We start from the raw sequence: 18,694 nt of genomic DNA, 5'->3' as shown, positions 1-18,694 counted from the left end.
CCCCTGCTCCTGCCTCTGCCTCTGCCTCTGCCTCTGCCTCTGCCTCTGCCTCGGACAGCTGTACCCCGGGACACACACCGGGCATCCCGGGGATACCGCGGTCGAAGGAACAGCCTCCGACCTGTCGACGGCACGTGAAGAAGGTGGTTCCCTGGCCCGCTCTTTCGTTCTGATCCAGAATCAGGGCGAGCACGCCGGCGGGAACGGGTTCGGCAGCCATGACCGGCCGTCCCAGGAAGCTGCGATCGGACTTGGCGCTCGACGCTGCCGCGACCGTCACCGACACCGACACCGGCACCGGCACCGGCACCGGCACTCAGGGAGGTTCCCATCGCCAGCCTCGAGGGGACTGCCGGTCGCCAGCACACGCCAGAAGCGACCAGTGGGACCCGTTCCAGGCGAAGGCGGCGACGTGCCCGAACCGCACGCCGAGACCCCCTGCTTGTCGATCGATATGGCGGTCACCATGCCGCTGCGAGCGGCCCGCCACACCACCGCCTGACAGGTGAGCCTGACAGCGGAGCCACCTCGTCGACGTCCACGGCAATGGCACATCCGGAGAGGGCAGGCGTGTCAGGCACACCGGTAAGACAGCCCGTCCCGCGCAACAACACCCGTGATCCGCACTTGTCAGGAAGGCCGGACGGCACCGAAGATGGAGCCCAACGTGCGCCTCCACGGCACACCGCTCCCCGTGGCCAGGGCAGCACCGACGAGATCCCCCACCCCCGCTGGTGTGTCAGACCGACCCGACCGCCGGAGGAGAATGTAAACACCATGCCCGCCGATTCCGCCACCGGGCGCACCCGACCCCGATTACCCTCGTCGCCACGGCCGTTGCCCGGATTTCCCGGGCACCGACCGAGACCCCGCCGGAGTGCGCTCGTCAGCCGAACCCCGGCGGGGTCCTCCACTGCGCCGTCGGCATTCGTTCCGGGCCGTGCATACAGCCGCGGATCGGATCGAAACCGGGATGCTCCGCCCACTCCGCGACGGTGTCCTGTCCGTCGTCGCCGCCCGCACTGTCCTCCCCGAGAGCGCTGCCGTCCCGCTGTTCCTCATGACAACCCTTCGCCGCCTCGACGGAACCCGAACCGAGGTACCAACACCACCGTCGACCCGCCGCCGCGCGCCGTGCCAGCAGCGGCTGGCGAACCGGCGCAGCACTCACGACCCAGAATGGCGCCGTGAGCTGCGATCGTGACACGTCCCTCCCCAGACGCACCTGTGTCGACGGTCGGCGAATTCTGACCGTGATCGACGCGTGCCAGCCTCGATGGCACCACATCCCCCACGCCTCTCCACGATGCGCACTTGGGGGATTTTCTTTGACCAAGGTCGGCAGGAGCGCGCACATGGCTCGCCCCCCGCGCGCACCTCGACCCCTGCGGCCTCGCGGCTCTCTGGACTACGACAAGCCGCCGCTGAGCCTCGACGAGCTCGTCGACCGCCTCTCCGGGCGCGGCCTGCAGATCCCGGACCCGGACCGAGCCCGCCGGTACCTACGCCATATCGGCTACTACCGGCTCTCGCCCTACACGATCCCCTTCCAGCAGGGGCGAGCAGACCATCTGTTCCGCGAGGGCACGACGTTCGACGACGTGCTCGACCTGTATGTCTTCGACCGGACGCTGCGGCTGCTGATCATGGACGCGCTCGAACGCGTCGAAGTCGCCGTCCGCGCAGCCCTGACCGACCACATGTCGACCACCTACAACAATCCGCACTGGTACATGGACCCCGGACACTTCCAGCACCGCGGCAAGCACACCGGACTGCTGAAGATCGTCCGGGACACCTGCGACGAGCGGTTGCGCGGCTCGCCGGACGCCGGGGAAGACTCGTTGGTTCACCGCTCGGCCCTCGAGCACTACCTGACGACCTACCGCTCGCCCGAGCTGCCGCCGTCCTGGCTCATGGTCGAGACCCTGACCATCGGGCACCTGGCTGCCGCGTACCGCAACCTGAACCGGCGCGCCGACCGGACCGCGATCGCCACAAGTGTGGGTCTGACCGCGCCGGTGCTGGAGTCCTGGCTGCAGACCTACGTGCGGGTGCGGAACATCTGTGCCCACCACGGGCGACTGTGGAACGTCGGCCTCGGCGTCTACCCCGCCATCCCGAACTCACCCGCCATCTCGTGGTTGGCAGGGACGGACGCCCTGCCGGCGCGGTCGCGCACACGCCTCTACCCGGTGCTGGTGTCGCTGCAGTCCGTGCTCGACTCCGTATCTCCCCGCAGCAGCTGGGCACGGCGGCTCCACGACCTGCTCCACACCCGCTCCCGGATGAACCTGGCCGGCATGGGCGTCCCGGAGAACTGGGCGGCCAACAACTTCTGGAGTCGGCACATCACGTAGAGCCGAGCATCACAGCTTGTGGTGCACCCCGTCATGCACGCATTCCGTCGACGGCAGGTAAAGACACCCGAGGGCCGTATCCGCGCATATCGCACGTCGGTCTCCGAAAGCAGGCACACCGCATCGCGCGTGAGACACGGTCGTCGTCGGTCAGCGCACCGTCGCGCAGGGCGGCGCCGGCGGGACCTCGTCGAGCGCCTCCGCGACCCGGGACCGCACGAGGAGAATCCCGGCCTGCACACCCTCGACGGCCCACCGTTGCTGCCACTGCCTGCCGACCGCCCTCGACTCGGCCCAGCACCGCTTACCCGCCATCGTCCACCTTCTCCGGAACAGGCAAGGATCTCTACCCGGTCATGCGCAAAAGTCGCTCTCGCCCCGCGGTAGTCGACCAGACCGCGGAACACCGCGCACGGCGCTGCCGCATACCCCCGACAACCTGGCGGCGGGAACCACTCAGACGGCCGGCGGTGAAGGCAGCATCCCGACCTGGACGAGGAACTCCGCCATGTTCCAGTAGTCGGAGTTCCGCGTGATCTTGTCGCCCTCGAACTCGCCCACGGAGGCGCCCCGCAACGAGAAACTCCGGTGGGTCGCCGGGATGGCCGTGTCTGCCTCGTGTGTCCCCGACATCGTCCACTCGTTCGCGAAGCGGCCGCTCGGATCGATCGTCGCCGGCCCGGCGTCCTCGACGCGGAAATCGGGGAAGGCGGCGAAGGTCTCCTCGACGAAGGCGCGGATCTCCGCCGTTCCCCGGTTCCGGCGGCCCAGGGTGGCGTCTTCGTAGACGCCGTCGTCGGTGAAGAACTCGACGACCGCATCGACATCGTGGCTGTTCCACGCGTCCCGATAGCGATCGAAGAAGGCGGTGTCCATGACGACCCCCGATCTCGGCGCGATGACGGCCAAGCGAGCCTACCGCGCCCCTCAGGTGTCGGACGCAGGAGAGGAGGGGCCGGGGGTGGCCGCACCGAATTTCGCGTTGCGATTGCGCCCTCCGGAGGCGACCGCGGTGACCGCGCCCTGGCGCGCGGCGTCCTTGCCGGGTGAGGGGCTATCTGAGCATCGGCGCCCGCGGCCGAGAACAGCACGCGTGCTGGAGGGGTAGCGGGCAGTTGCCGGGACACGGCCGGAGCCCTGGCGGTCGGGGGCACCGAGTCTTCGTCGCTTGTCAGGTGAGCGGCGGTGAACGCCGGCGCGGTAGGCCCCCGTGGCGGGCGGTGCGCGGTGTCGGTGCGGTGTCGGCGTGCTCACCGACCGACGCACTCGGTGCCGCACCGCCCGGGTGACGGCGTCGGTCACATCCCCGACATCGGGGGCGGGGCCGGTGGGCTCGGGGCGAGGGACTGCAACAACGACGGGTGCACGAGGACGGCGAGCCCGAGCACGATGACCGCGGCGCCGACCACCTTCGTCAGCATCACCCCGTGGCGGGAATTCTTCTCGGCCACCAAGATCACGGCTATCGCTGCCATCCAGGTCAGATTCATCAACCCGACCACGAACAGGACCGCCCTCAGGGCCCGGCAGCAGCCCGGACAGTACAGACCGTGCGACGCCCCGGCGCGCACGGTGCCCCACCACCCGGTGCCGAAATCGTGGGTGGCGAGAAAGGTCAGCGGGGTGCGTCGGTGCGGATCGGGCCGTGCGGTTCGATGGCGGCCCCGGCCGATCGGGCCGCCCGAGGCCGCAGTCGAGCCACGCCCCGAGGCGGTGACCGGCACGGCCCCAGTTGATCTGGACGGGTGTTCGAGTGGCGCGGCCGTTTGTGATGGGATACAACTCCTGCCCGTGAGGAGTGTCACGTTTGAATAAACCCGGTATGCGGTACATGCGCGGTCGCCTCCCGCGACGCGTCGAACCGGTGCGGCGCGCCGAGTCGGATGCCGGCTCGCGGTCCCGGGGGCGCGGCCCCAGCGCGACGATGGACCGGGTGCGGGAGCGACCGTGGTCGGCCGTCGGAGGTGTCGGAGGCGGCCGCGCCGGCGGGAACGACGGGCCGGGACGGCGAGCAGAGCGGGGGTGCGGATGACCACGTCGCAGAAACGATTGGTGCTGGTGGGCAATCCCTCCGATGCCGCCGAGGTGCGGCACTGGGCCGCGGTACGGCGCTGGGCCGCGCACCACGGGTGGGAGACCACCCGCACCGTGGCCGGGAGAACGCCGTGGTGCGCGATCGTCACCGAGGAGGTCCTGACCGGGAACTGTTCCCCGGCCGAGACGGCCACCCTGGACGCCCTCCGCGCCGCCGGCATCCGATGCGTCCGCGTGCACGAGGCACCGGCGCTGCTCGCCGCCGCCGTTCCGCCCCTGTCCCGCCCGGCGTGACCGCGGCCGGGGCGGCGCCGCGGCAAGGGGCGCGCCGCCCCTGCTCGTCGGCTCGCCGCACCGACGGCGCAGCGGTGCTGCGGAGGGGGCCGGACCGATTCGCAGGGGGAATCGGTCCGGCCCCGTCCGCAGCACCGAGACGGTCGCACCGCTGGAGGCGGCGATGCCCGGTCGCCGAACGCGCCGCGTGGCGAGCAGCGCACCTGTGGGACCACCGGTGCCGGACGGCGCGCCGAGGGTCGGTCTTCGGGGTCAGTCTTCGGTGTGGGATCCGCGGGGAGGGGCGTGCTCCGGCGGTGCGGCGGGCGGGCGGTCCGCGAACATCGCCTCGAGGCGAGCCTTGATCTCGGCGGTGCTGAAGGTGGTCGGGGTGCGGTGGGTCATCGGTTCCTCTCGGACGGGCGGACGTATCCGGTGGTGCTCACGGTCGGAGCAGCACCGCGGCCATCGCGACCGTGGCGCTGGTCAGGACGGTGGCGAGCACGCCCATCTGAAACGATCCGCTGGCCGCCAGGGCCAGGGTTCCCGAGCACAGCCCGGCGCCGGTGACCACGGCAGGCAGGAACAGCACGGGGGCGCGCTCGAGTCCCCGGCGGAGGGGGGACGGCGGCGCGGCGGGGAGCATGGGCGAACGTCCCTTCGAAAGCCCGCCGGCGCAGCACTCGTGGCGGCGGACCCTCACGGACGGGGGCAGGAATCAGGGAGAACGCACCGACCGGATATCGGGCGGGCGGCCTCCGGGTGCGGCGGCCACCGGGGTTCCGGGTGGACCGACCACGAGAGCCTACGGCATGTGACCCACAACACACCAGCACTATTTGTGACCGAACACACACCGAGTCGCCTGCGGACTGTGACCACCACCCAGACCGTCGCCGCTGCGGCGGGCTGTCGTCCCCCCCTCTGCCGCCGCAGCGGCCGCCGACGACCGGCGCGGTCGGGTCCGACGTGGTGGAGGAGGGCCCGGTCCCGCGGTGCCGAAGAGCGGCCGAGATTCGTCGGCGAAGGGCCCGCGGCCGGCCGCGGGCTTCTTCACCTCCGGCCCGCATCAACTACGACTCCCTCGTCGTGGACAACGCCGGCCGCACCACCACCGCGTAGCGGCCGGACCGACCGAACCGTCCGCTCGGACGTGCCGGAGTACCACCGGCCCGGTCGGGGGGGTCGCTCCCTACCGCCGCGGCGGAGGAGGCATTCGGGCGTCGGTGCCGCGACCGCGCCGAGGAACCCGGCGGGGTGAGCAGGCCGGCGGGAGGCTCACCCCCGGGCAGGTCGCCGCTCGAGCACGGTCCCGGGGGACGAGCTCACCGCGGCCCGGGAGGATCGGCGCGTTCGGTGACCGGGTGCGGGCGTTCGGCGGCGGCATGTCCGGGGTGCAGGTGCGCCACCGCGGACAGCCGCAGCGGGGCGAGCCGGCCGGTGCTGTGCACCGCCACCGGTTCGGTGACCACGCACACGTGGTCGCCGCCCTCGTCGAGCAACGCGACCCGGCGCAGGACCACCCGATGCGGATGGGTGAGCAGCTCGGGGGCTCCGCCGGGGCCGGCACGCACCGCAAGGTCGGCGAACTTGTCGACCTCGTCGCCGGTCAGGGTGCCGAACCGGGCGGCGAGGGCGGCCTCGTCCGCCCCCAGAAAATGGATCACCAGATGGGTGGCGCGCAGGGCGAGCCGGTAGGTGTGATTGGCCTTGGACAACCACACCGTGTACCGGCCGGGATCGATGCTGGACTGGGCGTGAAACCCGACCAGGCATCCACCGCGCTCGCCGCCGACCGCGGCGGTGACCACCACCATCGGCGGATCGAGCATCGCCATCAACGCATCGAACGGCTCCGAGTCTCCCACCGCGTCGCTCTCCCCGCTCTGCCCGGACCCGCCGGCATCGTTCCGTCCGGTCCAACATAGCCCCGCCGCCCCTGCCCGGCGGTCGGCCCGATCCTGCCGTTCGGTGCCCGCGCGGGCCCCTCGCGTCGTGGCCGCCGAGGCCCCCGGCGTGCCGTTCGGCCTTCCGGGAGCCTCGGCACTCCCCGCACGCGGGACTCGATCGACGAGGGGCGAGCGCCGAGATCGGCCCGCGCCTTGCAGCCCGTCCACCGACGACCGTAGAGCCGGTGAGGTCCCGTGATGAAGTGCGAGACAGCGACGCTCGCACGCCGGATCAGGGTTCCCGACGAGTGCAGCCGGCGCAGGAGAGCGCCAACGACGCGATGCTCGCGGCAGTGGAACGGCGGGATCGCCTCGATGCGGCGATCGCGGTGACGGCCGCCGACAGCGAGCCCACCCCGGTAGTGACGCGACTGGGCTACCTGCCCGGAGTATCGACGCCGACCGGGTTCGGTTCGGTGGGGGAAACCGGTGACCGGCCACGCCCGACGAGACGCTCGATCGGCGCCTACCGGGGATTGGTGCCCACCGAACATGCCTCCGGCGGAACACGGTCGCAGGGATCGATCACCAAGACCGGCAACGGCCACGCCCGGCGGCTGCCGATCCAGGCCGCCCGGCACCACCGACCCCGATATCGCCCCTCGGCGGACCTGCGTCGCCGCTGCGACCAGGCCGGTCCAGCTGCACCAGGCGTTCGCCGAACGCCGGGTCGACAAGGTCCACCCCCGGCGGGAGTTCTTCTCCCCCACCCCCGACCAGGTGCTCGACGTGCCGCGCCGACACGTCGGGGAGGTGCTCTCCTACACCGCCGAACCCGAGGCCGAGGAATACCTGATCAGCATCGGCAAAAAAGACGCCTCGCTCTGATACCGGTGGCTGCCCCGTGGCCCGGCGACCGCCGCGGTCCGCGCCGGGGTGGCCGCCGGATGTTCCCTGGTCGGCGGCGGCTCCTTCCCTACAACCCCTATGGGCCGCGGGCACCCACACGGAAGAACGACGACCTGCCGTATGGCGCTCACGGTCCTACCCGCGAGGGCGGATGCGTGCTCGGTATGCGGCGCGACCAGGCCGCCTCCGGTCCATCGGGTCTTGTCGTTCCTCTCGAAAATCTCGGAGACGGCACCGGAACGACGGCCCGCACCTACACCAGACACCGTTGCGTCAGACACCCTGACGCATGGTGCGCGCGTCGCCGAGGGTGGAACCGGGCTGCTCTCCGATGGCCGGGCACGTTGCCGCCGGCCTTCACCGACGCTCCTGACTCACCGCCGCCCCACGCCTCGGCGCCCCTCGAGGACGACGTGGTGCCGGTGCCGGCGGCACTCCCGCACGGCCGTGCACCCACCGACCCCGAACGGGGGGATACTGGGGCCATGCCCGACTCCTCACCGGGGACGGACGAGTTCACCGAGCGGAACCTGCGCTGGCGGTGGCTGCTGCCGGGAGCGGTGGGCGGCGTCGTCGCCCTGCTCGCGGTCTCCCCCCTCGGGGTCGCCGCGGCCGGCGCCGCGCTGACCCTGCTCGGCATCGCCGTGTTCACCCGGCGCAGCCGCCCGCTCGGAGGCGCACTCGCCTCGCTCGGCCTCGGGGCGCTGGCACCGGCGACGGTGCCCACGCTGCTGATCCTGCTGGACTCGCTGTAACCACCCGCCCGCGTCGAGCCCGGCGGCCCACACACGACCATGCCCGGACGCCCCGACCCATGGCCCGCTGCTCTCGCAGAAACCGGGCCCAGCCTTGCACTGGACGATGCCGGCTTTCTGCCGCCCCCGCAACCGCCGTCGCTGCCCTCGATGCCCATCGGGAGAGCTTCCGCCCAACTCTTACGGCACCGATCGGCGCCGGAGCACGCTCGCGCTCAACATCGCCGCCGCGGACGACGAGGACACCCCACCTGGCCTGGCCCGCCCGGCTCCTGTGGCGGGCGGGTTTCGCACATACGTACTGCCACAGCCAGCGCCGAAACCGAGGGGTCCGACGCACCTCACTCATCTATTGTTCATCGATCCACTTCTGCAGACTCCGCCCCAGCGAAACCAGCGACGTGTCGAGCACGGACAGCAGACCGCTGCGGGACGCGGGAGACCTCACACTTTCGCGCAGGACGGCAAGCACAACGGACTGCACCGCACCCCCGACACTGGCCGGCACCACCGCCGTCGGACGAGCACCGATACGGGAGGCAACGAACCTCGCCACGACCTCGGACCACACCAACCACCGTTGCGCACCCTCGGCCTGCAACTCCTGCGAGGCGTCCAGGATCCGAAACTGGGCACTCCAGATACCCGCGTCGTCGAGCCGGGCCGCCACCGAATCGATCACCCCGGCCCGGATCGCCTCCATGACCGGCACATCCTCGGGGACCATATCCAACGCGCGTTGCAGGTCGCGGGTGCCCTCATCGAAAGGAGACCACACGAGTGCCGCCTTGCTGGGGAAGTACCGGAAGAACGTGGTCTTGCTGATCCCCGCGGCCGCAACGATATCCATGATCGAAGTCTCGGTAAAACCCCGTTCGAGGAACAACTCGAACGCGGCAGCCTCGATCTGTGCCCGAGAAGACACCTGTGGACGCCCGCGCCTGTTGGCGACCATCGTGTTCCCCTTTTTCTACCCAACTCTTGATTTTAGGTACCGAGTACCGTAAAGATAGACGACGAGAGCCGCGACTGGCAAAAGCGACCTCTCAACTGCTGCCACGACCCGTCATCCCCCTGGAGGCGGTTCGTGAATCCCGGGTCGAGGACTCGACCCCTCCCGGATGCCCTGCCTCCTCCATCCCCCCTGCAGGCAGGGCATCCGGGCCTTCCACCCCGGCCGGCGCAGGGGTGGAATGCGTCCTACCCGTTCGATCGAAGGCCCCGCCATGTTCCACCTGACTGAGGACCTCTTCAGTACCCAACTCGATGTCGAGACCGTAGACGGTGGTCGAGCACGGCAGCGCGCCGGCACCGGATTTTCCGGACGAGATCCTCGACGCCGAACAGGTCTCACAGCATCACCTCGTCAACCACGCCTTCGACACAGGAGCCCTGCGATGAACACCATGCTCGACAAGCTGGTCGTCACCCCCGTGTCCTGGTTGCTGGCCGTGCCGATCGTGCTGCTCGACCGGCTCCTGTCTCCGGAACCCACCGAACTGCCGCACCGGGACAGTCGTACCTTGCCGCAGCGCACCGTCGATCGATGCGCACCGAGCCGATGACCAGCGCCGGAGGTGAGCGATGAGGACGCTGTGGAGCAGCGCGAGAGTCCTGGGTGCGAGTCTGACCACCCTGGCCACGGCCGGCGGGTTGTACGCGGTGCGCGCCGCACAGGTACCCGCTCACGAGGCCTACGGCGAGGAGGATTTCGACGCGATGCTCGCGCTGCCGGCACGCACCGTCGTCACCGACGACGGCGTCGCCTTGGCCGTCAGGGAAACCGGACCGGCGGATCCGTCTCTCACCGTCGTCTTCGTCCATGGGTATTGCCTGCGCATGCAGTCCTGGCACCTGCAGATGCGCCACCTCGAGCAGCACTGGGGCAAGGACGTGCGCATGGTGTTCTACGACCAGCGCGGCCACGGCGAGTCCGGCCTTCCCGCCTCCGGGTCCTGCACCATCGCCCAGCTCGGTCGGGACCTCGCCGAGGTCATCGACGCCGTCGCCCCCACCGGCCCGATCGTGGTGGTCGGGCACTCGATGGGCGGCATGACCGCCCTGGCCCTGGCCAGCCAGCATCCAGAGCTGTTCGACGAGCGCATCGTCGGGGTCGGGCTGCTCGCCACCACCGCAGCCGGGCTGACCGGTACCGGGCTCGGACGCAACCTGACGAACCCGGTGATCGACGGATTCCGATACGTGGGACGCGCCGCGCCGAACCTCGTGCAGTTCGCCCGCGGAGCGGCCACGGCGATCATCTCGCCGATCCTGCGCGCCGCGTCCTTCGGGACGGTGGTCAGCCCCCGGATCGCCGCGTTCGCCGACCGGATGCTGGCGGAAACCTCCGTGCCGACCCTCGTGAATTTCTTGCCCACCCTCGAGGTGCACGACGAGTCGGCGGCGCTGCCGGTGCTCGGGCAGGTCCCCACGCTGGTGCTGTGCGGCGACGCCGACATGCTCACCCCCTTCACCGGTTCCGAGGCGTTGGCGGCGGCGTTGCCGGACGGCGAGCTCGAGAGGGTCCGCGGAGCCGGGCATCTGGTGCCGCTCGAGTTTCCCGAAACGGTCTCCGGAGCCGTGGACCGGCTACTGCAACGCGCCTGGGCCCACCACCGGACCGGCCGCCTCGCAGTGGGCTGATCTGAGTTCGCGGGCGCCCTGCCGTACTTCGACACCGCGGTACGGACGGTCGAGACGGACTTGACCGGCCAGTGCGGAGCGGCTGCGGATCACCATCATGTAGAGCGGAGGGCCCCTGGAGGCGCGTGCTGTCTGCCGACGGGTCGTGGTGCTGATGCCCCTTACCGACCTGCCTCTTCACGCCGACACGCAACGCCGAACCGATGTACTCGACCGTGGTTAGCGTCCAGCGGCCGGCACCCGGGCCGCGCACGACGGTCACCGGCTCGGAGTTGGGGTTGTGCTCGTTGAACGTGCCGAACGCCGACTCAAGCCCGGCGACCATAGTCTTCGTATGCTGCTCCTCCCCATGCTCTCCGGCGGGACCTGGTGATCGAAGTACGTCATGCACCGCCACCCCGAGCCAGCGTGCCAAACGCGCGGATAGCGCCCCGGGCATACGCCGCCTCCGTCTGAGCCCTGATCCACCGGCGTTGATTCGGGCCTGACGCCCGATTGATTTCGGGGACGGTGCCGGATTGAGGGCACGGGCGACCCGCCGGTCTGCTCGGCACTTCCACTGATGTCCTCGGTCGGGGCCCGTGGGGCCGGTGGTCAGCTGGCGACCGGTGGCGGGCTGGTCGCGGCGGCGAACAGGGTGCGCCAGGCCGACTCCCACGGCCAGTGGGTGGGCAGGTGCAAGGTCAACCGGCGGCCGGACGATGCGATCCGGGCGGGGATGTTGATCAGGTGGGTGCGCAGTGTCGCCCAGCGGGCGCGGGCATGGCGCCCCGATGCGGCGACCCCGGCGGCGCGGGCGAGGTTGAACGCGACCACCGCGTGTGCGAGCCACGCCGCGTTCGCCGCGTACCTCCCCGACGGCAGATGCGCGAGCGGACCGTCCTTGAGTTCGGCGATGACCTGCTCGACGATCGCGTGGTCGCGGTGCCGGGCGTCGGCCTCGACCAGCGTCAGCGTCGAGTTCGTGACGAATGCGTGGTGGCGGTGGGTGGTGAACAACTCGCCCTGCCCGGTGTCGGCCGGGTTCAGGCGTTTGACGCGGCGCACCACCAGCCGGCAGGTGACGTGCTCACGCATGCGGCGGGAGGTGAAGATCGTGACCTCGGTTTCGGCGACCTCGGCGTCGGACACCCACCTCCGTTCGTCCTCGTCCCAGACGGCGTCGGGATACTCGATCGGAACCCATGCGGCCTCGTCGATCGAGGTGATCGCGGCCCTGATCTGCGGGTTCATCCGCGCGGTCACCGAGAACCAGGCCCCGGCCTTCTGGGCGGCGCCGACGAACGCGTGGCAGAAGTACGCCGAGTCCGCCCGCGCCAGAATCTGCCCACTCGCTCCGGCGGTGCGGGCGGTGCCGATGGCCTGGGTGAGCAGGCGGCCGCACCCGGTGTGCGAGGCGGTGTTGCCGCGGCGCAGTCCGGCGGCGGCGATCACCGGGGCCGTGGCCGGCGTCGATACCGCCGCCAACTGGGTGTTCAAGCCGCGGACCCCGGAATACCCGAACGCCGCGGCCTGCTTGGAGTAGCCGTGCACCTCACGGATCGTGTCGTCGACATCGACGAACACCATCCGGTCCGCGCCGGCGAGCAGGCCCGGCACCCGCGCGGTCAGGCCGGCGAGCAGTCGAGCCGCGACGGCGTCGACCTGCTGCACGTGACCGTGCGTGAACGAGCGCAGATACGTGCCGAGCGTCGACGGCGCTCGCACCCCGCCGAACACCTTCTCCATCGCTCCGTGTCGCAGGAGGTCGAGATCGTCGATGCTGTCCGCGCCGGCGAGCAGGCCGGCGACGATGCTCGCGGACTTGACGGCCGGGTTCGGTGAGTCGACGCTCAGGTGCCGGTCGAGGAGTTCGTGCAGGCCGGCGGTCTCGGCGAGCCGCATCACCGGAACCAGTCCGGCGGCCGACACGAGATTCGGATCGTCGAAAACGGGGGTGACGGTGTGAGATGCTTTCACCTGCGAGATGCCCCTGTCCTGGTGCCGGAATCTTTGTGTGGTAACTCAGATTCTCCTGCCCTGCAGGGGCTCTCGCGTTCTACGACACGCTCACCGTCACCTCATCGGTGGATCCAGGCTGAGCCGGCGTGTTGCCGGCCGCGAGCGCAGCGGCGCTGGCCGGTCACTGACCTGCACCGCGGCCAGCGCGCGAGGCGCTGGTGGTGGCGCTGGGTGCCGTCATAGATGTCGGCGGACCGGTCCAGTATCGATCGACTCCGCGAGCGTATCTCGGGCGCCGGCAAACTCGTCGTCGATGATCTTCTACTGCATCGCGATGCGGGGGCCTTCCCCGCGGCCGCCTCGTTGACCTCGAGCAGTACATCCCCGCGGATCGAATGCGCTTGTGTCTGTACGTCGTTGGCATTGTGGGGCAGCGGACGATGCCCGGTGTCGATCGTCTCCCGCACCACTCCCCCACGAGATCAACCGCTTGACCGTCGGCTCGGACACCCCCCAGCAACTCGGCCATCTGCTGCGCGGTCGGCTTCGGCCGAGCTCCCCACCCACACCCCGCCGCCGACGATCCGGTGGCGGCGCACGAATCCGCCCCACGAGTGCACCCCGGTCGGCACCGTCCCGGAAACACTCGCCGCCCGAGCCCGGATCATCGGAGCCGTAGGGCCGTACCCGCTCGCCCACCAACAAACAGGTCTTCCACCCTCTACCGCCGTACCACCGGCACACCTCTATCCCGGTCGACCAGGGCCGCACTCCCGAGAGCAACACATCTCCCCTACCGGGAATAGAGAGCAATGCCCCAACTGCGGCGGCTCGCGCTACGCCGACGCATACCCGACAAGTGCATCGATCATGTGCACCAGATGATCGATGTGTAGCACATGTGCCATATTGTTTTCCGGCAGTTGCGGCTCATCTCCCTGCACAAATGGCGAACCGTGAGACCGACTTCCATATGGGAATATCCGCCATCTCGGAGGCCGACGCATCCACGCCGCGGTGTCCGAGACCCGCATCGAGGAACGGACCGGCTGCAAAGGGAGCGCCGCGGTTCCGGACGAACCCGCACGAATTCCGCAGAGTCGAAAGGTGGTCGGCGCTCGCTGACGCGACAAAAGACCACCGCAAAGTGCGCGATCAGTTCCTCGACACCGGGAGTCGCAGCGCCGGTATCGCCGAGGACCCCGGAAGGCGAGGACGGCACGGAAGCCGCTCCCTCGAATCCAGCCGTAGCGGTCCCGAACACGGGCCGAGAGCGGAGAAGACGCCGACTGCAGTGAGCCTATTCATCGCCTGCCCTCCCCCACCGCCGTGACTGAACCCGCCGCCTGCAGATGCAACACGTCCCGGTCGCTCACGCCGCTTCCCCACGAATGTGAATGGTGTCCAAGAGGGCCGAAACGTCGGTGTGCGGACAGACGAACACTGCCATTGCTCGTTCTCGGTGGTGACGTGTGCGGACCGCATTCGACTCACCGCGAGCGTGAGAGCCGCGGTGTCGGCAGCGGGTGCACCAGGTCCACCGGGCGGCGAGATCGTGGGCGCGGCGACTCATGTCGCACGTGCGCTCAGCAGGGTGACCCAGTCCGCGGGTCACGAGGTGGCGGTACGGCCGGCGTTGTCGACCACCAAGTCGTGGTAGTTGGTGTGCGCACCGGAGGCGACAGAGCTTGCGGCACTTAGCCGTTCCCCAACCAGGGCAGCCAGGTCGTCGGCGCCCTGGGACCGGGACAACTCGGCCAACAAGTTCGACAACTGTGGCAGATCGAGGGTCGCGGCCGATGCGGTGATGCTCGCCGCGACGGCATTCGTCTGCGTACCCAGCAGCTCGGCCGGCATCTTGGTCCCCGGCAGGCGTCATTCGGCTCTGGTCGTGCGCGTGGGCCGGGGGCCGTGAACAGACCTTCCGCGTGGAGCCTCCCGGGTCGGCCGGGTCCCTGTTGAGGTCGAATCGCACGGCCACGACCTTCGCTTTCCCCGATCATTTCGCCTTCTCCACCCGGTCGAGCTGCTGGCGGTGCGTCCGCCCGCCAGTCGATTCGACCTGCGACCAGCATGGACATGATCGACCCGGCCTCCCGAGGAACACGTCTCAGCGTCAGGATTCCCTAACGATCAGCCGTACCCGAACGACGAGGCGTCGTCGGTAACCATGCTCCGCTGAGTTTCGAGCTCCCAGGGGTCGTCGGCACAGGGAACTGCGGTACCGGCGAGGGGCCATGGACCACGTGGGAAATTATGGCTGCCGGAGTGGTCGACGCGATCAGGCCTCGACGAGCGTGACCGTCTCTGCATTCCCCGTCGACCTCGCGTCGCCGAATGCGCCCGCGCCCGACGCCGCAGCAGTACCCCGCGGCCTGGCGCGTCTTGTCACCCCCGCCCGGACCCAGCGGGTGGAGATGGCCCACACGGTGGTCGCCGGCGGGAACTCCGACGGCAGTTGTCGCCAGGCGATGCTACCCCGTGCGACGTAGAAGATCACGCCGAGAACCACCCGACGGCAGTGCTTTCGGGGCGACTACGGTCAAGTCCCGTGAGGTGGTGTACGACGTCGTCGCGTGATTCCTCGTCGGTGGATCAGGCGGTCAAGGCCGGTGTCACCTCCTCGGTGTCCTCGGTGACGTTGTCGGCGGGCTTGTCGGTGCGGGAGCGGGCGAGTACGTCGAGTCCGAGGTAGCGGCGGCCTTCGATCCACTCGTCGTGCTGTTCGGCCAGCACCGCCCCGACAAGTCGGATCAGAGCGGTGCGGTCCGGGAAGATCCCCACCACATCGGTTCGGCGGCGGATCTCCTTGTTGAGTCGCGGATTGTTGGACCAGATCTGCCGCCAGATCTGCTTGGGGAACGCGGTGAACGCCAACAGGTCGACCCGGGCGGCGTCGAGGTGCTCGGCCACCTTCGGCAGCTTCGCCTCGAGCGCATCGATCACTCGATCATATTGGGCGTGAACGGAATCCGCGTCGGGCTGGTCGTACACCGAGTGCAGCAGCGTCTTCACCCAGGGCCACGACGACTTCGGGGTCACCGCCATCAGGTTGGTCGCGTAGTGGGTGCGGCACCTCTGCCAGGAGGCGCCGGGCAAGGTGGCGCCGATCGCCGCGACGAGGCCGGCGTGCGCATCGGAGGTCACCAACTTCACCCCGGTCAGGCCGCGGGCCACCAGGCCCCGGAAGAAGGTCAGCCAGCCGGCGCCGTCCTCGCCGGAGGTGACGTCCAGCCCCAGGATCTCGCGGTAGCCGTCGGCGTTGACCCCGACCGCGACCAGGGCGTGCACGTTCACCACCCGCCCGTTCTCGCGGACCTTGAGCACCAGGGCGTCGGCGGCGACGAACGTGTACGGACCCTGATCGAGGAGTCGGTTCCGGAAGGCCTCGACCTGGGCGTCGAGATCTTTCGCCATCACGCTGACCTGGGACTTCGACAGCGAGGTGATCCCGAGGGTGTCGACGAGTTTCTCCATCCGCCGGGTCGAGACCCCGAGCAGGTAGCAGGTCGCAACGACCGAGGTCAGGGCACGTTCGGCCCGCTTGCGCCGCTGCAGCAACCAGTCCGGGAAGTACGAGCCGGACCGCAGCTTGGGGATGGCCACGTCGAGGGTGCCGACGCGGGTGTCGAAGTCGCGGTGCCGGTACCCGTTGCGGACGTTGACGCGTTCGTCCGAGCGTTGGCCGTAGCCGGCGCCGCACAGGGCGTCGGCCTCGGCGCCCATCAGGGCGTGGATGAACATCGTCAGCAGCTCGCGCAGCAGGTCGGGGCTGGCGCCGGTGAGTCGGTCTTCGACAAGCTGACGGAGGTCGATATCGTGGGCAGTGGTCATCGCGTGCTCTTTCGTCGAGTCGAGTTGGTAGCTCTCTCGAAGAATCACGCGGTGACCGTCTTTCGTCCGGTTACGACACGCCGGTCATCGGGATCCGATCCGGCTCGTACACCATCCTGATGGACGCAACCGCGACTACCTCGAACTTCGGTGTTGCCGAAAGGTGGGAGCAGAGGCTCGAGCAGTGCCCATTGTGCGTCGGTCACCGACGACGACGGGTACACCCCGCACCGGTGTCCACCGAGCTGATCAGGGGTAGAACATGGCGGGCACAGCGCGATAGGTGAAGATGACAAGCGAGCTCCTGGTAGGGCAGGGAAGTAAGCACTCACTGACCTACCAGGAGTTCGCCGTATCTCCCCTGTCATACGCCGACGCTTACCGAGTTTTCAGTTGCTCTCGTAGACCGCTCTTAGACCCCGGGCGGCGGGTAACGCACCGTCCGGGGCCGTGGGAGTCACGGTCGATCTCGGATGCAGCCGATCAGTGGGTGTTTTCGAGGTCGACGACTTCTGGCCGGTCGGAGAGGGTACCGCCACTGGCCGGGGTACGACCGTGTTTCATTCGAAGTACTCCAGCAACGCCGGCGACGCAGACGAGAGCCAGTATGAGGAACACGATTTTGAACCCGTTCATGTCGTACTGGACCATGGAGGTCTGCGGGTCGATGCCTTGGACCGAGGACGCCAAGATGAGTCCGAAGACCGCTAGGCTCAGCGAGCCGGACAGTTGCTCTGCTTGGAACTTCATCGAAGCACCGATGCCTTGGGAGGTCGCCGGTACGGCTTCGATCAACATATTGCCCGACGACGCGTAGTAGCAGCCTTGCCCTATACCGAGGAGGAGTCCCACGGTTATGACCGTGACAACGCTCGTGGCGATTCCCCCGGCCAGGAGCCCACAGGCGGCCAGCCAGAACGTCCCGCTGGCGAGGAGGGGAAGACGCGGACCCCATCGGCGGCTGCACCAGCCGGCGGCAATGCCGGTGCATGCGCCGCTCAATCCTATCGGGATGCCGAGGTAGAGCGCGTATTCCATGGCGGTCAAGCCCATGCCCGGCACGGTGGAGCCTGGGGAGGAGGTTGCCCGTAGCATTTGGGGGAGGATTCCGTTTCCGGCGGCGATGGCTGCGCCCAGGAGTGCGCAGACCGCGAGGGTTGTCCATACCGGGGGGTGGGCGAGTAGACGAAACGAGATCAGCGGTTCAGTGGTCCTCCGCTCGATGAAGTAGAAGCTGATCAAAGCGATGAGCCCCACGACTGCCGCCGCAATCCGGTAGTTTTCGAACGTGGCGGCGTACATGAGAAGGCCTACCCCGACACCGAGAATGAGTGCACCGCGGTAGTCGACCTTGTGGCGGGCACGCACATCGGTTTCCGGTACGAACACCGCTACCAGCAGGCCGGTGATGATGACGTATACGAGCAAAAACCAGAAGGCTGCCTGCCATCCGCTGTTGTCGATCAGCCAGCCGCCGAGTAGTGGGCCAAGCAGGCCAGCGACACCGAATCCGACTCCGATGCCGCCGATACCGAGAGGGACGAACTGCGGCGGCAGAAGGTCACGAATCAGTCCGTAAGTGATCACCGAACCGATCATGCCGATGCCCTGCACCGCTCGCCCCAGCAGTAAAATCTCGAAGGTCGGGGCGACGATGCAGACGACGGCACCGACGGCGACGGCACCGGACGCGCCGAGCAATACCTTCTTCTTGCCATATCTGTCACCAAGCTTGGCGAAGACCGGGACCACGACCGCGCCCACCAGCAGTCCGATGGCGTACACGACACTCACGCTGGTAACGCCGAAGTGCGCGGCGATGTTCGGAAGCGCCGGCGCAATCATGATGAACTCGAACGAAAAGACCTCGATCAGCAGGACGAGCAGAAAAACGATGGTGATCGAGCGGCGTTTGGACATGTCGTCGGCGGTCGACCGCATGGTCGGGGCCGACATGTCGACGGTGGGCGATACGGGTGGGGAAGAGGCTTCCCCTGGATGCGGCGCCATCAGAACCCTCCATCGGTACGGTACGATCCGTGAGACCGGTTGCAAG

Annotated in this window: 17 protein-coding genes and 3 pseudogenes; 7 read left to right on the top strand and 13 right to left on the bottom strand. The window is 69.0% G+C overall.

Annotated features, from left to right (window positions below; genetic code table 11):
- Positions 1–316: pseudogene (locus G6038_RS30895) on the bottom strand (hypothetical protein); the annotation flags it as partial.
- A gap of 1,039 nt (positions 317–1,355) precedes the next feature.
- Here G6038_RS30895 and G6038_RS06595 point away from each other — a divergent pair.
- Positions 1,356–2,360, top strand: a complete 1,005-nt coding sequence (locus G6038_RS06595) for an Abi family protein (protein WP_165036745.1) — start codon at positions 1,356–1,358, stop codon at positions 2,358–2,360.
- Positions 2,361–2,510: 150 nt separating this feature from the next.
- Here the strand turns inward: G6038_RS06595 and G6038_RS06590 are convergent, their stop codons facing one another.
- From G6038_RS06590 to G6038_RS32020, 3 genes are all read right to left on the bottom strand, one after another.
- Entirely contained in the window at positions 2,511–2,675 is a 165-nt protein-coding gene (locus tag G6038_RS06590) for a hypothetical protein (protein WP_165036743.1), read from the bottom strand.
- A gap of 141 nt (positions 2,676–2,816) precedes the next feature.
- Positions 2,817–3,236: an ester cyclase gene (locus G6038_RS06585; RefSeq protein ID WP_165036740.1), complete on the bottom strand. Its 420-nt coding sequence runs from the start codon at positions 3,234–3,236 to the stop codon at positions 2,817–2,819.
- 422 nt (positions 3,237–3,658) lie between these two features.
- Positions 3,659–4,084, bottom strand: coding sequence for a DUF2182 domain-containing protein (locus G6038_RS32020; RefSeq protein WP_165036739.1), 426 nt, complete (start codon positions 4,082–4,084; stop codon positions 3,659–3,661).
- Positions 4,085–4,388: 304 nt separating this feature from the next.
- On the opposite strand from G6038_RS32020, the gene G6038_RS06575 reads away from it, so the two are divergent.
- Positions 4,389–4,688 carry a hypothetical protein gene (locus G6038_RS06575; RefSeq protein ID WP_165036549.1) on the top strand — a complete coding sequence of 100 codons (300 nt, stop codon included), beginning with the start codon at positions 4,389–4,391 and terminating at the stop codon, positions 4,686–4,688.
- 252 nt (positions 4,689–4,940) lie between these two features.
- Here the strand turns inward: G6038_RS06575 and G6038_RS31815 are convergent, their stop codons facing one another.
- The 3 genes from G6038_RS31815 to G6038_RS06565 all read right to left on the bottom strand — a co-directional run bounded on the left by G6038_RS31815 (position 4,941) and on the right by G6038_RS06565 (position 6,535).
- Positions 4,941–5,072 carry a hypothetical protein gene (locus tag G6038_RS31815; RefSeq protein ID WP_276613820.1) on the bottom strand — a complete coding sequence of 44 codons (132 nt, stop codon included), beginning with the start codon at positions 5,070–5,072 and terminating at the stop codon, positions 4,941–4,943.
- 37 nt (positions 5,073–5,109) lie between these two features.
- A complete protein-coding gene (locus G6038_RS06570; protein WP_165036737.1) occupies positions 5,110–5,313 on the bottom strand; it encodes a hypothetical protein in 204 nt (67 codons plus the stop codon).
- A 679-nt stretch (positions 5,314–5,992) separates the two neighbouring features.
- On the bottom strand, positions 5,993–6,535 hold the full coding sequence (locus G6038_RS06565; protein ID WP_346772754.1) for a flavin reductase: 543 nt from the start codon (positions 6,533–6,535) through the stop codon (positions 5,993–5,995).
- Between the two features lie 338 nt (positions 6,536–6,873).
- On the opposite strand from G6038_RS06565, the pseudogene G6038_RS06560 reads away from it, so the two are divergent.
- From G6038_RS06560 to G6038_RS06550, 3 genes and pseudogenes are all read left to right on the top strand, one after another.
- Positions 6,874–7,203 (top strand): annotated as a pseudogene (locus G6038_RS06560) (transposase); the annotation flags it as partial.
- Positions 7,109–7,444: a hypothetical protein gene (locus tag G6038_RS31175; RefSeq protein WP_240918329.1), complete on the top strand. Its 336-nt coding sequence runs from the start codon at positions 7,109–7,111 to the stop codon at positions 7,442–7,444. The pseudogene G6038_RS06560 and the gene G6038_RS31175, both read left to right, overlap by 95 nt.
- Before the next feature lie 506 nt (positions 7,445–7,950).
- Positions 7,951–8,220 carry a hypothetical protein gene (locus tag G6038_RS06550; protein ID WP_240918328.1) on the top strand — a complete coding sequence of 90 codons (270 nt, stop codon included), beginning with the start codon at positions 7,951–7,953 and terminating at the stop codon, positions 8,218–8,220.
- Between the two features lie 349 nt (positions 8,221–8,569).
- On the opposite strand, the gene G6038_RS06545 is transcribed toward G6038_RS06550, so the two are convergent.
- Positions 8,570–9,175, bottom strand: coding sequence for a TetR family transcriptional regulator (locus G6038_RS06545; RefSeq protein WP_165036735.1), 606 nt, complete (start codon positions 9,173–9,175; stop codon positions 8,570–8,572).
- 442 nt (positions 9,176–9,617) lie between these two features.
- Here G6038_RS06545 and G6038_RS06540 point away from each other — a divergent pair, with 442 nt between their 5' ends.
- Entirely contained in the window at positions 9,618–9,785 is a 168-nt protein-coding gene (locus G6038_RS06540; protein WP_165036733.1) for a hypothetical protein, read from the top strand.
- A gap of 19 nt (positions 9,786–9,804) precedes the next feature.
- Positions 9,805–10,863, top strand: a complete 1,059-nt coding sequence (locus G6038_RS06535) for an alpha/beta hydrolase (RefSeq protein WP_165036731.1) — start codon at positions 9,805–9,807, stop codon at positions 10,861–10,863.
- Positions 10,864–11,457: 594 nt separating this feature from the next.
- Here the strand turns inward: G6038_RS06535 and G6038_RS06530 are convergent.
- The 5 genes and pseudogenes from G6038_RS06530 to G6038_RS06510 all read right to left on the bottom strand — a co-directional run bounded on the left by G6038_RS06530 (position 11,458) and on the right by G6038_RS06510 (position 18,648).
- On the bottom strand, positions 11,458–12,831 hold the full coding sequence (locus tag G6038_RS06530; RefSeq protein ID WP_165036767.1) for an IS1380 family transposase: 1,374 nt from the start codon (positions 12,829–12,831) through the stop codon (positions 11,458–11,460).
- A 1,584-nt stretch (positions 12,832–14,415) separates the two neighbouring features.
- Positions 14,416–14,661, bottom strand: a complete 246-nt coding sequence (locus G6038_RS06525; protein ID WP_165036729.1) for a hypothetical protein — start codon at positions 14,659–14,661, stop codon at positions 14,416–14,418.
- 424 nt (positions 14,662–15,085) lie between these two features.
- Positions 15,086–15,325: pseudogene (locus G6038_RS31170) on the bottom strand (transposase); the annotation flags it as partial.
- A gap of 74 nt (positions 15,326–15,399) precedes the next feature.
- Positions 15,400–16,638, bottom strand: a complete 1,239-nt coding sequence (locus G6038_RS06515) for an IS256 family transposase (protein WP_165036727.1) — start codon at positions 16,636–16,638, stop codon at positions 15,400–15,402.
- Positions 16,639–17,121: 483 nt separating this feature from the next.
- Complete coding sequence (locus G6038_RS06510) at positions 17,122–18,648, bottom strand: MFS transporter (RefSeq protein ID WP_165036725.1); 1,527 nt, start codon at positions 18,646–18,648, stop codon at positions 17,122–17,124.
- Between the last annotated feature and the right edge of the window lie 46 nt (positions 18,649–18,694).

The organism is Rhodococcus sp. 14C212 (genome assembly GCF_011058195.1).
Taxonomy (GTDB): Bacteria; Actinomycetota; Actinomycetes; order Mycobacteriales; family Mycobacteriaceae; genus Rhodococcus; species Rhodococcus aetherivorans.
This window is presented reverse-complemented; position numbering and strand designations above follow the sequence as displayed.

What these genes read in the sequence shown, in the direction of transcription:
- G6038_RS31815 (WP_276613820.1), bottom strand. Translation starts at nt 5,072, where the DNA reads ATGACCCACCGCACCCCGACCACCTTCAGCACCGCCGAGATCAAGGCT.
- G6038_RS06595 (WP_165036745.1), top strand. Translation starts at nt 1,356, where the DNA reads ATGGCTCGCCCCCCGCGCGCACCTCGACCCCTGCGGCCTCGCGGCTCT.
- G6038_RS06510 (WP_165036725.1), bottom strand. Translation starts at nt 18,648, where the DNA reads ATGGCGCCGCATCCAGGGGAAGCCTCTTCCCCACCCGTATCGCCCACC.
- G6038_RS06590 (WP_165036743.1), bottom strand. Translation starts at nt 2,675, where the DNA reads ATGGCGGGTAAGCGGTGCTGGGCCGAGTCGAGGGCGGTCGGCAGGCAG.
- G6038_RS06570 (WP_165036737.1), bottom strand. Translation starts at nt 5,313, where the DNA reads ATGCTCCCCGCCGCGCCGCCGTCCCCCCTCCGCCGGGGACTCGAGCGC.
- G6038_RS06585 (WP_165036740.1), bottom strand. Translation starts at nt 3,236, where the DNA reads ATGGACACCGCCTTCTTCGATCGCTATCGGGACGCGTGGAACAGCCAC.
- G6038_RS06575 (WP_165036549.1), top strand. Translation starts at nt 4,389, where the DNA reads ATGACCACGTCGCAGAAACGATTGGTGCTGGTGGGCAATCCCTCCGAT.
- G6038_RS06550 (WP_240918328.1), top strand. Translation starts at nt 7,951, where the DNA reads ATGCCCGACTCCTCACCGGGGACGGACGAGTTCACCGAGCGGAACCTG.
- G6038_RS31175 (WP_240918329.1), top strand. Translation starts at nt 7,109, where the DNA reads ATGCCTCCGGCGGAACACGGTCGCAGGGATCGATCACCAAGACCGGCA.
- G6038_RS06545 (WP_165036735.1), bottom strand. Translation starts at nt 9,175, where the DNA reads ATGGTCGCCAACAGGCGCGGGCGTCCACAGGTGTCTTCTCGGGCACAG.
- G6038_RS06525 (WP_165036729.1), bottom strand. Translation starts at nt 14,661, where the DNA reads ATGCCGGCCGAGCTGCTGGGTACGCAGACGAATGCCGTCGCGGCGAGC.
- G6038_RS06515 (WP_165036727.1), bottom strand. Translation starts at nt 16,638, where the DNA reads ATGACCACTGCCCACGATATCGACCTCCGTCAGCTTGTCGAAGACCGA.
- G6038_RS06535 (WP_165036731.1), top strand. Translation starts at nt 9,805, where the DNA reads ATGAGGACGCTGTGGAGCAGCGCGAGAGTCCTGGGTGCGAGTCTGACC.
- G6038_RS06540 (WP_165036733.1), top strand. Translation starts at nt 9,618, where the DNA reads ATGAACACCATGCTCGACAAGCTGGTCGTCACCCCCGTGTCCTGGTTG.